Origin of the sequence: Cupriavidus phytohabitans (assembly GCF_000426345.1) — a bacterium.
In the GTDB taxonomy this organism is placed as follows: domain Bacteria; phylum Pseudomonadota; class Gammaproteobacteria; order Burkholderiales; family Burkholderiaceae; genus Cupriavidus.
The window spans coordinates 26,868-39,784 of sequence record NZ_AUFE01000022.1; the positions used below are offsets into that span (position 1 = coordinate 26,868).

The 12,917-nt window shown below is 66.4% G+C and carries 12 protein-coding genes; 9 read left to right on the forward strand and 3 right to left on the reverse strand.

Translation table 11 applies throughout. The features are described 5' to 3' along the window. Positions 1–35: 35 nt before the first annotated feature. The 8 genes from K309_RS0117300 (at position 36) to msrQ (ending at position 8,128) form a co-directional block, all read left to right on the forward strand. A complete protein-coding gene (locus K309_RS0117300) occupies positions 36–695 on the forward strand; it encodes a c-type cytochrome (protein WP_029047597.1) in 660 nt (219 codons plus the stop codon). Between the two features lie 169 nt (positions 696–864). Continuing rightward, entirely contained in the window at positions 865–3,054 is a 2,190-nt protein-coding gene (locus K309_RS0117305; protein WP_029047598.1) for a cytochrome c biogenesis protein ResB, read from the forward strand. A gap of 15 nt (positions 3,055–3,069) precedes the next feature. Beyond that, positions 3,070–4,281 (forward strand): c-type cytochrome biogenesis protein CcsB, encoded by a 1,212-nt coding sequence (gene ccsB / locus K309_RS0117310; RefSeq protein ID WP_029047599.1) that lies wholly within the window; start codon positions 3,070–3,072, stop codon positions 4,279–4,281. Between the two features lie 161 nt (positions 4,282–4,442). Further along, entirely contained in the window at positions 4,443–4,880 is a 438-nt protein-coding gene (locus K309_RS0117315; RefSeq protein ID WP_029047600.1) for a COG4315 family predicted lipoprotein, read from the forward strand. Between the two features lie 38 nt (positions 4,881–4,918). Beyond that, a complete protein-coding gene (locus K309_RS0117320; protein ID WP_029047601.1) occupies positions 4,919–5,458 on the forward strand; it encodes an RNA polymerase sigma factor in 540 nt (179 codons plus the stop codon). After that, positions 5,455–6,303, forward strand: a complete 849-nt coding sequence (locus K309_RS0117325) for an anti-sigma factor family protein (protein WP_029047602.1) — start codon at positions 5,455–5,457, stop codon at positions 6,301–6,303. The genes K309_RS0117320 and K309_RS0117325 overlap by 4 nt, the downstream gene beginning before the upstream one ends. A 131-nt stretch (positions 6,304–6,434) precedes the next feature. Continuing rightward, positions 6,435–7,436, forward strand: coding sequence for a protein-methionine-sulfoxide reductase catalytic subunit MsrP (gene msrP, locus K309_RS0117330; protein ID WP_029047603.1), 1,002 nt, complete (start codon positions 6,435–6,437; stop codon positions 7,434–7,436). Further along, positions 7,436–8,128: a protein-methionine-sulfoxide reductase heme-binding subunit MsrQ gene (gene msrQ / locus K309_RS0117335; RefSeq protein ID WP_029047604.1), complete on the forward strand. Its 693-nt coding sequence runs from the start codon at positions 7,436–7,438 to the stop codon at positions 8,126–8,128. The genes msrP and msrQ overlap by 1 nt, the downstream gene beginning before the upstream one ends. Positions 8,129–8,200: 72 nt before the next feature. Here msrQ and lysA read toward each other — a convergent pair whose 3' ends face one another. Together lysA and lptM are read right to left on the reverse strand one after the other, a co-directional pair. Beyond that, the gene (gene lysA, locus K309_RS0117340; RefSeq protein ID WP_029047605.1) at positions 8,201–9,460 is read right to left on the reverse strand and encodes a diaminopimelate decarboxylase; all 1,260 of its coding nucleotides are present in this window, start codon (positions 9,458–9,460) and stop codon (positions 8,201–8,203) included. 2 nt (positions 9,461–9,462) lie between these two features. Next, positions 9,463–9,696, reverse strand: coding sequence for an LPS translocon maturation chaperone LptM (gene lptM / locus K309_RS0117345; protein ID WP_029047606.1), 234 nt, complete (start codon positions 9,694–9,696; stop codon positions 9,463–9,465). Positions 9,697–9,873: 177 nt separating this feature from the next. On the opposite strand from lptM, the gene cyaY reads away from it, so the two are divergent. Then, positions 9,874–10,209 carry an iron donor protein CyaY gene (cyaY, locus tag K309_RS0117350; protein WP_029047607.1) on the forward strand — a complete coding sequence of 112 codons (336 nt, stop codon included), beginning with the start codon at positions 9,874–9,876 and terminating at the stop codon, positions 10,207–10,209. 77 nt (positions 10,210–10,286) lie between these two features. Here cyaY and K309_RS0117355 read toward each other — a convergent pair whose 3' ends face one another. Beyond that, complete coding sequence (locus K309_RS0117355; protein WP_029047608.1) at positions 10,287–12,662, reverse strand: penicillin-binding protein 1A; 2,376 nt, start codon at positions 12,660–12,662, stop codon at positions 10,287–10,289. Positions 12,663–12,917 lie beyond the last annotated feature (255 nt).

Below are 12,917 nucleotides of genomic sequence, written 5' to 3' on the forward strand. Positions count from 1 at the left end.
ACGGTATCCAAAAACAATTCAGAGAAGGTGTGCGAATGAACCGCATTGCGAAGATTCTGGGTGTCCTGGCACTGGCCGTTCCTGCAGCCGCCCTTTCCGGACTGGCATCTGCCGCAGAGCAGGCCGCCGCAAAGGCCGACCCGGCCAAGGGTGAGACGCTGTACACGCAAGGCGCACCCGATCGCAATGTGCCCGCCTGCCTGAGCTGCCACGGCGCAGCCGGCAACAGCGCGGCCGCCGCCAACCCCAAGCTGGCCGCCCAGCATCCGGAATACGTCCACAAGCAACTGGCCGACTTCAAGTCCAAGGCGCGCAACAACGCAATCATGGTGCCGATGGCATCGGTGCTGACTGACGAGGAAATGCGCAACATTGGCGCCTACCTGGCCAAGCAGCCGATCAAGCCGGCCACCGCCAAGAACAAGAACACGATCGAGGAAGGCCAGAAGATCTACCGTGGCGGTATCGCCGCCAAGGGCGTGCCGGCCTGCGCCGCCTGCCATGGCCCCACCGGCGCCGGCATTCCGGCCCAGTATCCGCGTATTGGCGGACAATGGTCGGAATACACCGAGGCACAGCTGGTGGCGTTCCGCCAGGGCACCCGCAAGAACAATTCGGTCATGACGACCATCGCCGCCAAGATGTCGGATGCCGAGATCAAGGCGGTGGCGGACTACGTCGCCGGCGTCCGGTAACGACGTTAGCGCAGTACGCTGGCGCCGCCGGGCGCCGGCGCTTCGGCATGCTGCCCGCGTGGCATGCAACCGAACGCGCCAGTCAAAATCGAAAAGGGTGGCCTGCTCGTTCCAGCAAGTCCACCCTTTTTCATTTCAAAGCAGCACGTTGTCTTAGGTTTCACTGCACATGTCGACCGCTTCCACTTCAGGGCTGCACCTGAAGACCTCTCACCGCGTGTTGCGCGACGCGGTCGAATTGTTGTCCTCGATGCGCTTCGCGATCGCGCTGCTGACCGTGATCTCCATCGCCAGCGTGATCGGCACCGTGCTCAAGCAGAACGAGCCGTATCCGAACTACGTCAACCAGTTCGGTCCGTTCTGGGCCGATGTGTTCCATACGCTGTCGCTGCAGAAGGTCTACGGCTCGTGGTGGTTCCTGCTGATCCTGGCCTTCCTGGTGGTGTCCACCACGCTCTGCCTGGTGCGCAACACGCCCAAGATGATCGGGGACATGCGCTCATGGAAGGACCATGTGCGCGAGCGCAGCCTGCGCGCCTTCCACCATCGCGGCGAATTCGACGGCGCTCGCACGCGCACCGAGGCGGTCGGCAGGCTGTCGGCGCTGCTGCGCAACCGCGGCTACCGCGTCAAGGCCGTCGACCATGAGGGCGCCACGCTGCTGGCGGGCAAGGCGGGGGCCGCCAACAAGGTCGGCTATATCCTGGCGCATACCGCCATCGTGGTGATCTGCATCGGCGGCCTGCTCGATGGCGACATGCTGATCCGCGCGCAGATGTGGCTGGGCGGCAAGACCCCGATCAGCGGCAACGCGGTGATCAGCGAGATACCGCCGCAGCACCGCCTGCCGGCGACCAACCCTGGCTTTCGCGGCAATGCGTATGTGCCCGAGGGGCAGACCGTGTCCACGGCCATCCTGAACGTCGCCGACGGCGCGCTGGTGCAGGACCTGCCGTTCGCGCTGACGCTCAAGAAGTTCTCGATCGATTTCTACGAGACCGGCATGCCCAAGCTGTTCGCCTCCGACGTGATCGTCACCGACCGCGTCACTGGCAAGCAGACCGAGGCCACCATCAAGGTGAACGAGCCGCTGATCGTCAACGGCATCGCCATTTACCAGTCCAGCTTCGAGGATGGCGGCTCGCGCCTGAAGTTCGTCGGCTATCCGATGCAGGGCGCTGCACGCGGCACCTTCGCCATCGACGGTGCCGTGGGCGGCAATGCGCCGCTGAAGGGCACCGGCACCAGTGCGGACAGCGAAGGCGTGACGGTGGAGTTCAGCGACTTCCGGCTGATGAATATCGAGAATGTCACTGACGCCTCGGGCAAGCCCGATGCGCGCGGCGTCGCGCGCAAATCGCTGAACGAGACGCTGGAGAAGCACCTGGGTGCCGCGGCCAGTGCCGACCGCGCCAAGACGCTGCGCAACGTCGGCCCCTCGGTGCAGTACAAGCTGCGCGATCGCACCGGGCAGGCGCGCGAGTACAACAACTACATGGTGCCCGTGCAGATGGACGGGCAGTCGGTGTTCCTGGCCGGCATGCGCGAATCGCCGAGCGAGCAATTCCGCTACCTGCGCATTCCCGCTGACGACCAGGGCAGCGTTGCCGACTGGATGCGCCTGCGCGCTGCGTTGCAGGACCGCGCGCTGCGCGGCGAGGCCGCGCGCCGCTTTGCATTGGCCTCGATGCCGGGAGATGACAAGGCCGACCTGCGCCGCCAGCTTGCCGAAAGCGCGCTGCGCGCGCTCGACCTGTTTGCCGGCGCCACGCGACCGACGCCGGACTCGCCGCCGGGCGGCTTCACCGCGATCGCGGCATTCCTGGAAAAGTCGGTGCCACAGGCCGACCAGCAGAAGGCCGCCGACGTGCTGCTGAAGATCCTGAATGGCTCGATGTGGGAGCTGTGGCAGCTGGCACGCGCCCAGGACAACCTGCCGGTGGTGCCCAACAGCGCACAAAGCGGCACCTTCCTTCAGCAGGCGATCAGTGCGCTGTCGGACAGTTTTTTCTACGGCGCGCCGGTATTCTTGCAGCTCGACGAGTTCAAGGAAATCAAGGCCAGCGTGTTCCAGATGACCCGTGCGCCGGGCAAGAACATCGTGTATCTTGGTTGTCTGCTGCTGACGCTGGGCGTGTTCGCGATGTTCTATATCCGCGAGCGCCGCGTCTGGGTCTGGATCAAGGACAAGCCCGCCGAGGGAATGGCCACGCCGTCCAGCAGCCATGTACTGATGGCGATGTCGACCCAGCGCCGCACGATGGACTTCGAAAAGGAATTCACGGCACTGCGCGACGACGTCGGCCGTGCCGCCGGCGGAACCCCCGCTGAAGCGCCTCATCAAGGCGGCAGCCATTAAACGAGCAGGTACGCTATGTCTTCAAACGTGAATCCGGGCGACCAAACCATGCGTGGCGCCACGCAAGCCACGCCCGCCCACGGGGGCGCCGGCGATGAGGCCTATCTCGAACCTTCCTTCCTGCGCCGGCTGACGTGGGTGGACTGGCTGTTCGCGCTGGCGCTGGCCGTCGGCGCGGGCATTGCGCTATCGCAATACGGGCAGTGGATGGATGGCTACGACAAGGCCGTGCTGATCAGCGCGGTGCCTACCTTTGCACTGCTCGGCTGGCACTGGAAGGCGGTACGTCCGCTGATGCTGGGACTGACGGTGCTGTCGCTGTTCGCGATCCAGCTCTACCAGGGCCAGCTCGCGCGCGCGGACCAGGCCTTCTTCCTCAAGTACTTCTTGTCGAGCCAGTCGGCCATCCTGTGGATGAGCGCGCTGGTGTTCCTGTCCACGCTGTTCTATTGGGTCGGGCTGGCAACGCGCTCGGACACCGGCTACAGCATCGGCAGCAAGCTGTGCTGGGGTGCGATCGTGCTGGGCTTCACCGGCATGCTGGTGCGCTGGTACGAGTCGTACCTGATCGGCACCGACATCGGCCATATCCCCATCTCGAACCTGTATGAAGTGTTCGTGCTGTTCACGCTGATCACTTCGCTGTTCTACCTGTATTACGAAGGCCGCTACGGCACGCGCGCGCTGGGCCCGTTCGTGATGCTGGTTGTGTCGGCAGCGGTGGGCTTCCTGCTGTGGTACACGGTCACCCGCAACGCTCAGGAAATCCAGCCGCTGGTGCCGGCGCTGCAGAGCTGGTGGATGAAGATCCACGTGCCGGCCAACTTTATCGGCTACGGCACCTTTGCGCTGGCGGCGATGGTGTCGGTCGCGTACCTGCTCAAGCAGCGCGGCATCCTTGCCGAGCGGCTGCCGTCGCTGGAATTGCTCGATGACGTGATGTACAAGGCCATCGCGGTCGGGTTTGCCTTCTTCACCATCGCCACCATCCTCGGCGCGCTGTGGGCGGCCGAAGCCTGGGGCGGCTACTGGAGCTGGGATCCGAAGGAGACCTGGGCCTTGATCGTGTGGCTGAACTACGCGGCATGGCTGCACATGCGCCTGATGAAGGGGCTGCGCGGGACGGTGGCTGCGTGGTGGGCGCTGGTCGGCTTGCTGGTGACGACCTTTGCTTTCCTTGGCGTCAACATGTTCCTGTCCGGCCTGCATAGCTACGGCGAACTTTGAGCGCCACGCGAGACGCACCATGGTGCAATGCAAAAAAACCTGCCTCCGGGCAGGTTTTTTTTCGACATTTTTGCAACGTGACGGAATAAAGGCATCCCATCCGGTGTTTACTGGAGGAGCGGTGCCGGCTGGCGGCACCGGTTAGCATGGAGAACAAGATCATGGCACGTGTGCGTCTTACCTCTGCAGCATCCCTCGTTCGTCCCGCCGCGCTGGCGGTCGGCTGCGCGGCAGTCCTGCTCGCCGGATGTTCCGGCATGGGCATGGGCGGCAGCAGCGCCGGCAACATGCCGCCCACGGTGAAGGTGACCAGTGGCGTGCTGACCGATCCGCAGGGCTTGACGCTGTACACCTTCGACCGCGACACCGCCAACAGCGGCAAGAGCGCCTGCAACGGCCCCTGTGCCACCAACTGGCCGCCGCTGATGGCCGCGCCGGGCTCCAGCGCGTCGGGCCAGTACACCGTCATCACGCGTGATGACGGCGCCAAGCAGTGGGCCTACCGCGGCATGCCGCTGTACCGCTTTGCCAAGGACGCCAAGCCTGGCGACAAGACTGGCGACAATCTCAACAACGTCTGGCACGTCGCCAAGCCCTGACGGGCTGATGTCCGGGACGCCCTGAAGCAAGCCACGGCATGGAAGGCTTTGAAGGCCAGCTCGTAGCGCTGGCGCCGCGGCTGCGGCGCCATGCGCGCGGCCTCACCGGCGACGCGGCGCAGGCCGACGACCTGGTGCAGGACACACTCGAGCGCGCGCTGCGCTACCGCTGGCACTTCCGCCTGCGCCCCGGCGCCTGGTGGGGCGACGGCGCCGACGGCCTGTTGCCGTGGCTGCTGACCCTGATGCACCGGCTGCGCCTCAACAGCTTGCGGCGCAAGGACCTGGTGGTGGCCACCGATACCCTGCCCGAGGTCAGCGCGCCTGTGGCGGACCCTGGCCTGCGCCGCGACCTGCTTCAGGCGCTGGCGCAGTTGCCCGAAGCCCAGCGTTCGGTGCTGCTGCTGGTCAGCCTGGAGCAACTGACCTATGCCGAGGCGGCGCGCGTGCTCGACATCCCGCAAGGCACGGTAATGTCGCGGCTGGCACGTGCACGCGAGCAGATGCGGCGACTGCTCGACGGCGCTGCCTCCGCCCAGCCAATGGCTGCCGCCAGCTCACTGCAGCGGGTGAAATGATGTCCGCGATCCACGAAGCCGATCTCCATGCCTACGCCGACGGCCAGTTGTCCGGCGCGCGTCGCGCCGCGGTGGAAGCGTACCTGGCGCAGCACCCGGATGCAGCGGCGCAGGTCGCCGCGTGGCGTCGCCAGGCCGATGCGCTGCACGGCATGCTGGATCCCGTATTGAACGAACCAGTGCCGCTGGCCGCGCTGCCGCCCGCCCTTCACGGCGAGCCGCGCCAGGCCGTGCGCCGGCGCGCGCCGCGCTGGACCATCACGCTGGCCGCGGGCTGCGCGTCGATGGCATTGCTGGCGCTCGGGGGCGTGCTCGGCTGGATGGCCCACGATCGGATGGGTAGCAGCACCGTGGCGATGGCACCCGGCGAGCGCTTTGCTCGCGAGGCGCTTGCCACGCACGTGGTCTACGCGCCGGAAATGCGCCACCCGGTGGAGGTCGCCGCCAGCGACGAGGCACACCTGATCGCGTGGTTGTCCAAGCGCCTCGGCATGGCGCTGCAAGTGCCCGACCTGCGCGCACAGGGCTTCCACCTGATCGGCGGGCGGCTGGGCGTGGCCGAAGGCGGCCCGTCCGCCATTCTGATGTACGAAGCGGACGACGGCACGCGCCTGTCGCTGCAGTTGCGGCGCATGGCGCAGGGCACGCCCGACACCGGCTTCCGCGTCGAGCGCATGCCGCGCGAAGGCACCCTGCGGCCGCCTGCGAGGCCGGCTACAGGGCCGGCGCCGATGGCGTTCTACTGGATCGACCGCGACCTCGGCTTTGCGCTGGCCGGGCCACTGGAGCGCGCCCGGCTGCTGACGCTGGCGCAGGCGGTCTACCAGCAATACCAGGGCGGGTAGCCGCTGGCGCGGCGCCTACGCCGCACATGCGCCGCCCCTGCGCCGCACCGAAAAATTTTGTCAGGATTGGCCCGCACGCCACGACCAAGCCCTGAGTCCAATCCTGCAAGCGCAAGGCAACGAGGAAAACCATGTTGATTCCTTCCCCCAAATGGCTGCGCGGCGGCGATATCGCCGCCGGCGAGATCACCCCCCGCCATGTCTTCGAGGCGCGTCGCCGCATGCTGGCGCTGGCCGCTGCAGGCGTCTCCGGCGCCACGCTGGCGCCATGGTTTGCCCGCAACGCCTGGGCGCAGGGACAGCACGGCCCGAAGCTGGCGGCCACGCCCAACAATGCCTACGTCGTGACCGAGAAGCGTACGCCTTACGAGGATGTGACCACCTACAACAACTTCTACGAGTTCGGCACCGACAAGTCCGACCCGGCGCGCAACGCCGGCACGCTGCGCCCGCGCCCATGGCAGGTGTCGGTGGAAGGGCTGGTGAAGAAGCCCAAGGTCTACGATCTCGATGAGCTGATGAAAATCGCGGCGATGGAGGAACGCGTCTACCGCCTGCGCTGCGTCGAAGGATGGTCGATGGTGATCCCGTGGATCGGCTATCCGCTGGCCGAGCTGATCAGGCGCGTCGAACCGCAACCCGGGGCGAAATATGTGCAATTCATCACGCTCGCCGACAAGAAGCAGATGCCCGGCATCAGCAGCAGCGTGCTCGACTGGCCCTACAGCGAAGGCCTGCGCATGGACGAGGCGCTGCACCCGCTGGCGCTGCTGACCTTCGGCCTGTACGGCGAGGTATTGCCCAACCAGAACGGCGCGCCGGTACGGGTGGTGCTGCCGTGGAAATACGGCTTCAAGAGCGCCAAGTCGATCGTCAGGATCCGCTTTGTCGACAAGCAGCCACCCACGAGCTGGAACCTGGCGGCGCCGCAGGAATACGGTTTTTATTCCAACGTGAACCCCGACGTCGACCACCCGCGCTGGAGCCAGGCGACCGAGCGCCGCATCGGCGAAGAGCGCGGCGGCGGTTTCGGCGCGCTCTTCGCGCCCAAGCGCAAGACGCTGCCGTTCAACGGCTACGGCCAGCAGGTGGCATCGCTGTACCAGGGCATGGACCTGAAGAAGAACTTCTGATGGTGGGTGAACGCATGGCTTCCACTACCAACGCCGCGACTGCCGCAGGCGGTGTGGCGCGCAAGCAGCCGGCCGGCCTGGCTGCCCTGTCGCCGCAGCGCGTGCGCGCCATCAAGATCGCCTTGTGGCTGCTGGCGCTGCTGCCGTTCATCCGGCTGCTTTACCTGGGCGCAACCGGGCAATACGGCGCCAACCCGCTGGAATTCGTCACCCGCTCCACCGGCACCTGGACACTGGTGATGCTGTGCCTGACGCTGGCGATCACGCCGCTGCGCCGGCTGACCGGCTGGAACTGGCTGATCAGGCTGCGCCGCATGCTGGGTTTGTTCGCGTTCTTCTACGGCTTGCAGCACTTTCTGCTGTGGATCGGGGTGGATCGCGGCTTTGACCTGGCCTACATGATCAAGGACGTGTACAAGCGTCCCTTTATCACGGTGGGGTTCACGGCCTTCGTGCTGATGGTGCCGCTGGCGCTGACGTCGACCAACGGCATGGTGCGCCGCCTGGGCGGCAAGCGCTGGCAGGCGCTGCACAAGCTGGTCTATGCAACCGCCGTGCTGGCGATCCTGCACTACTGGTGGCATAAGGCGGGCAAGAACGACTTCGGCGAAGTCTCGATCTATGCCGCGGTGGTGTTCGTGCTGCTGGGGATGCGGGTCTGGTGGGGGGCGCGCAAGGGCAGGGCTGCCTGATGCGCCGCAGCGCCGCAGCGCAGCAGCCCCGCAGCGCCGCAACCGGCCGCGTAGCCGGCTGCGCGGTGGCGATCAGTCCTGCAGCAGGCGCTCGTCGCGGAACAGGTCTTCAACCAGTTCGCGCTCGCGCACCAGGTGCACGCGGGCGCCGTCCACCATCACTTCGGCGGCGCGCGGGCGGGTGTTGTAGTTCGAGCTCATGGTAAAGCCGTACGCGCCAGCGGACATCACCGCCAGCAGGTCGCCCGGCTGCACCGCCAGCGCGCGGTCGCGGCCGAGCCAGTCGCCCGACTCGCACACCGGGCCGACGATGTCGTAAGTCACCGGCGCAGCGTCGCGCAGCGCGACCGGCTCGATGCGGTGGTAAGCCTCGTACATCGCCGGTCGGGCCAGGTCGTTCATGGCCGCATCGACGATGCAGAAATTCTTGGCTGCGCCGGGCTTGAGGAATTCCACCTGCGTCAGCAGCACGCCGGCATTGCCCACCAGCGAACGGCCCGGTTCGAACAGCACCTCGCGGTGGCCGTGGCCACGCGCGGCCACGCGTTCCAGCAGCGTGGTGGCAAAGCCGGTGATGTCGGGCGGCGTCTCGTCGGTATAGGTGATGCCCAGGCCGCCGCCCACGTCGATGTGCTCGAGGTTGATGCCCTCGCGCTCAAGTGCCTCGACCACGTCCAGCACCTTGTCCAGCGCTTCCAGGTAGGGCTCGACCTCGGTGATCTGCGAGCCGATATGGCAGTCGATGCCGGTCACTTCCAGGTGCGGCAGCGCCGCCGCGGCGCGGTAGGTCGGCAGCACGTCCTCGAAGGCGATGCCGAACTTGTTGCCCTTCAGGCCGGTGGAAATATACGGATGGGTCCTGGCGTCGACATCCGGGTTGATGCGCAGCGACACGCGCGCGCGCTTGCCGACCCGGCCGGCAACCTCGTTCAGGCGGTCCAGCTCGGGGATCGACTCGACATTGAAGCAGCGCACGTCGTGCGCCAGCGCCAGTTCCATCTCCGCCGCGCTCTTGCCCACGCCCGAGAACACCACCTTGCGCGCGTCGCCGCCGGCGGCCAGCACGCGCCTGAGTTCGCCGCCCGAAACGATGTCGAAGCCCGCGCCCAGCCTGGCGAACACCTGCAGCACCGCCAGGTTGGAGTTGGCCTTCATGGCGTACTGGACCTGCGCCTTGCGGCCCTGGCAGGCGGCTGCATAGGCCTGGTACGCGGCGGTCAGCGCCGCGCGCGAATAGACGTAGGTGGGCGTGCCGAATTCAGCGGCGATCTGCGCCAGCGGCACCTGCTCGACGGCAAGCGCACCGTCCTGGCGATGGAAAAAAGCGGTCATGGTTATCGGGTAGTGGGGGCGGCGGGCGACGATGCCGGCTGGCTGGCCGGGCCCGGAGCGGGCGCCGGAAGCGGCACCACATCGGTGCGGCCCAGTCCGGGATCGGCCACGGTTGGCGCGGTCGGCTCGGGCGGTACCTTGGGCATGGTCAGCGGCCCGCGGATGCCGCATCCGGCCAGCAGGGGCATCGCAAGGGTGGCGGCAAACGCCGATACAATCGCAACACGACGCAGCATCGGTCGTCCTTTAGGCTGTTGGCATGGCGTTGGCGGATTCCGGCGCAATGACGCCAATGACGCATATCCGGCCGGGTCGTCCAAGCTCTGCGCTACATGAATTCTCAACAAAAAAGCCGTTCGCGCCACGTACGCCCGATCCGGGCAGCGGCGGCAACGGCGGTCTCGGAGTTTAGCATGCCCCCCTTGAGCGAAAGCGAGTTCCTGGCCCTGGCCACGCAGGAGCTGGACCGCATCGAAGCCGCGGTCGAAGCGGCCGCCGACGCGGCCGATGCCGATGTGGAAATCAGCCGCACCGGCAACGTGATGGAGCTGGAGTTCGAGAACGGCTCCAAGATCATCATCAACAGCCAGGCGCCGATGCAGGAACTGTGGGTGGCGGCGCGCTCCGGCGGCTTCCACTTCCGCCGCGAAGGCGAGCGCTGGGTCGACACGCGCAACGGCGGCGAGCTGTACGCGGCGCTGTCGGGCTATGTGAGCGAACAGGCCGGCACCGCGCTCAGGCTGGGCTGAAGCACAGCACGCGTTGTGCAAAGAAAAAGCCGGCCACGGGCCGGCTTTTCTGCTTTCTGGCGGATGCTGGCGGCCCGTCAGGCGCCGCCGAACATTTCCAGGATCTTCTTCTTCTCCTGCTCGGTATCCGGCGACGGTGTCGTGGATTCGTCCGGCTTGCCCGGCCACGGATCGCCCAGGCCGACCGAGGCCACGCCGGCACCGCCCGCGTTCTCCTCGAAGGTCCAGTCGCCACCCACCATCAGCACGCCTTCGGGCGCCGGCCGCTCCGGCGACTCGGGCACGCCCTTGAGCGCCTTGCTCATGTAGCCGACCCAGATCGGCAGCGCCAGCCCGCCACCGGTCTCGCGCACGCCCAGGCTCTTGGGCTGGTCGTAGCCCATCCAGGCGATCGCCACCAGGTTGGGCGTGTAGCCGGCGAACCAGGCATCGACCGCATCGTTGGTGGTACCGGTCTTGCCGGCCAGGTCGTTGCGGCCCAGGCGCTGCTTGGCGCTGTTGGCGGTGCCGTAGCGGACCACGTCACGCAGCATGGTGTCGGCGATAAACGCGGTGCGTGCGTCGAGCACGCGCACGGCATCGGTGCCGGCGCGTTGCGGATGCGTTTCGGAGATCACGTTGCCGCGCGCGTCCACCACCTTCTGGATCAGGTAAGGGTTGACGCGGTAGCCGCCGTTGGCGAACACCGAATACGCGCCCGCCATCTGCAGCGGGGTCACGGCGCCGGAGCCCAGCGCCATCGGCAGATAGGCGGGATGCTTGTCGGCCTCGAAGCCGAAGCGGGTGATGTAGTCCTGCGCATACTGCGTGCCGATCGCGCGCAGGATCCGCACCGAAACCAGGTTCTTCGACTTGGCCAACGCGCGGCGCATGGTCATCGGCCCTTCGAAGCGGCCGTCGTAGTTCTTCGGCTCCCACACCTGGCCGCCAGTATCGGGACCGATCGTGAGCGGTGCGTCGTTGATCACCGTGGCTGGCGAGAAGCCCTTCTCCAACGCCGCCGAATAGATGAACGGCTTGAAGCTCGAACCCGGCTGGCGCCAGGCCTGCGTCACGTGGTTGAACTTGTTGCGGTTGAAGTCGAAGCCGCCCACCATCGAGCGGATCTCGCCGTCCTGCGGGTTCAGGGACACGAACGCGGCTGCCACTTCCGGCAGCTGCGTGACCGACCAGTTGCCCTTGTCATCCTGCGTCACGCGGATGATCGCGCCGGGGCGCATCTTCATCTTGGGCTGCGCGTTTGCCGACATCGATGGCGAGATAAAGCGCAGCGCCGAGCCTTCGATGGTCGCCACCTCGCCCGACAGCAGCGTGGCCCTGACCTGCTTCGACGACACGCTGGTGACCACGGCCGAGCGCAGGTCGCCGCTGCCCGGGTGCTCGACCAGCGCATCGTCGATCGCCTGCTCGCGCTCGGCCGGATCGGAAGGCAGGTCGATAAAGGCCTCGGGGCCGCGGTAGCCGTGCTTGCGCTCGTAGTTCATGATGCCGGTGCGCACGGATTCGTACGCCGCATCCTGGTCGGGCTTGGTCAGCGTGGTGTAGACCGTCAGCCCGCGCGTATAGGTTTCTTCACGGTATTGCGCATACATCAGCTGGCGCACGATTTCGGCGACATACTCGGCGTGGGTCGAGAACTCGTTGCCCTCGGTGCGCACCTTCAGTTCCTCGCGCACCGCTGCGTCATATTGCTCGGGCGTGATGTAGCGCAGGTCGCGCATGCGCTGCAGGATGTATTCCTGGCGCACCTTGGCGCGGCGCGGGTTGACTACCGGGTTGTACGCCGACGGCGCCTTGGGCAGGCCGGCCAGCATCGCGGCTTCGGCCGGCGTCACGTCGCGCACCGACTTGCCGAAGTACACGCGCGCGGCGCTGTCGAAGCCGTACGCGCGCTGGCCCAGGTAGATCTGGTTCATGTACAGCTCGAGGATCTGGTCCTTGTTCAGGTTGGCCTCGATCTTGTACGCCAGCAGCATCTCGTAGATCTTGCGGGTATAGGTCTTCTCGCTCGACAGGAAGAAGTTGCGCGCCACCTGCATGGTGATGGTCGACGCACCTTGCGACAGTCCCCCGCGCAAGTTGGCCAGCCCCGCGCGCATCACGCCGACGAAGTCGACGCCGCCGTGTTCGTAGAAGCGGTCGTCCTCGATCGCCAGGACGGCCTTTTTCATCACATCGGGGATTTCGGCGATCGGCACGAAGTTGCGGCGCTCTTCGCCGAACTCGCCGATCAGCACATTGTCCGCCGTGTAGATCCGCAAGGGGATCTTGGGCCGGTAGTCGGTGATGGTGTCCAGCGAGGGCAGGTTGGGCGCGGCCACCAGCAGCGCATAGCCAAGCAGCAGCGCGATCATGACGGCACCGGCAACAACCAGCCCCACCGCCCAGAACATGAAGCGCGCCCAGATCGGGCGGCGGGCAGGATGGGTCGGCTTCTGTTGTGCTGTGGCCATAAGGAAAATACCTAGTCAGGGGTGCCGGGCATTATATCTTCCGGCATCGGGCGCTCCGCGCGCGCAGTGCCCCGCGCGCCGCTACCGCGCTGTTACAAGATGTAAGACAGCGGAAGGCGGCAAGCAGGGCGAAGTTGCATGCAGCAAGCTCAGGAGGAAGGGAACCCGACGACCGTGGGGTTTTGGCAACGGATTGGCGAGAGCCTTCTGAAAAAAAAATCGTGGTCAGACCGGCACGTTGCCACCGATGCCGGT

Excerpts from the sequence above, each read along its gene's own strand:
- K309_RS0117300 (WP_029047597.1), top strand. The coding sequence starts at position 36 with ATGAACCGCATTGCGAAGATTCTGGGTGTCCTGGCACTGGCCGTTCCT.
- K309_RS0117305 (WP_029047598.1), top strand. The coding sequence starts at position 865 with ATGTCGACCGCTTCCACTTCAGGGCTGCACCTGAAGACCTCTCACCGC.
- ccsB (WP_029047599.1), top strand. The coding sequence starts at position 3,070 with ATGTCTTCAAACGTGAATCCGGGCGACCAAACCATGCGTGGCGCCACG.
- K309_RS0117315 (WP_029047600.1), top strand. The coding sequence starts at position 4,443 with ATGGCACGTGTGCGTCTTACCTCTGCAGCATCCCTCGTTCGTCCCGCC.
- K309_RS0117320 (WP_029047601.1), top strand. The coding sequence starts at position 4,919 with ATGGAAGGCTTTGAAGGCCAGCTCGTAGCGCTGGCGCCGCGGCTGCGG.
- K309_RS0117325 (WP_029047602.1), top strand. The coding sequence starts at position 5,455 with ATGATGTCCGCGATCCACGAAGCCGATCTCCATGCCTACGCCGACGGC.
- msrP (WP_029047603.1), top strand. The coding sequence starts at position 6,435 with ATGTTGATTCCTTCCCCCAAATGGCTGCGCGGCGGCGATATCGCCGCC.
- msrQ (WP_029047604.1), top strand. The coding sequence starts at position 7,436 with ATGGTGGGTGAACGCATGGCTTCCACTACCAACGCCGCGACTGCCGCA.
- lysA (WP_029047605.1), bottom strand. The coding sequence starts at position 9,460 with ATGACCGCTTTTTTCCATCGCCAGGACGGTGCGCTTGCCGTCGAGCAG.
- lptM (WP_029047606.1), bottom strand. The coding sequence starts at position 9,696 with ATGCTGCGTCGTGTTGCGATTGTATCGGCGTTTGCCGCCACCCTTGCG.
- cyaY (WP_029047607.1), top strand. The coding sequence starts at position 9,874 with ATGCCCCCCTTGAGCGAAAGCGAGTTCCTGGCCCTGGCCACGCAGGAG.
- K309_RS0117355 (WP_029047608.1), bottom strand. The coding sequence starts at position 12,662 with ATGGCCACAGCACAACAGAAGCCGACCCATCCTGCCCGCCGCCCGATC.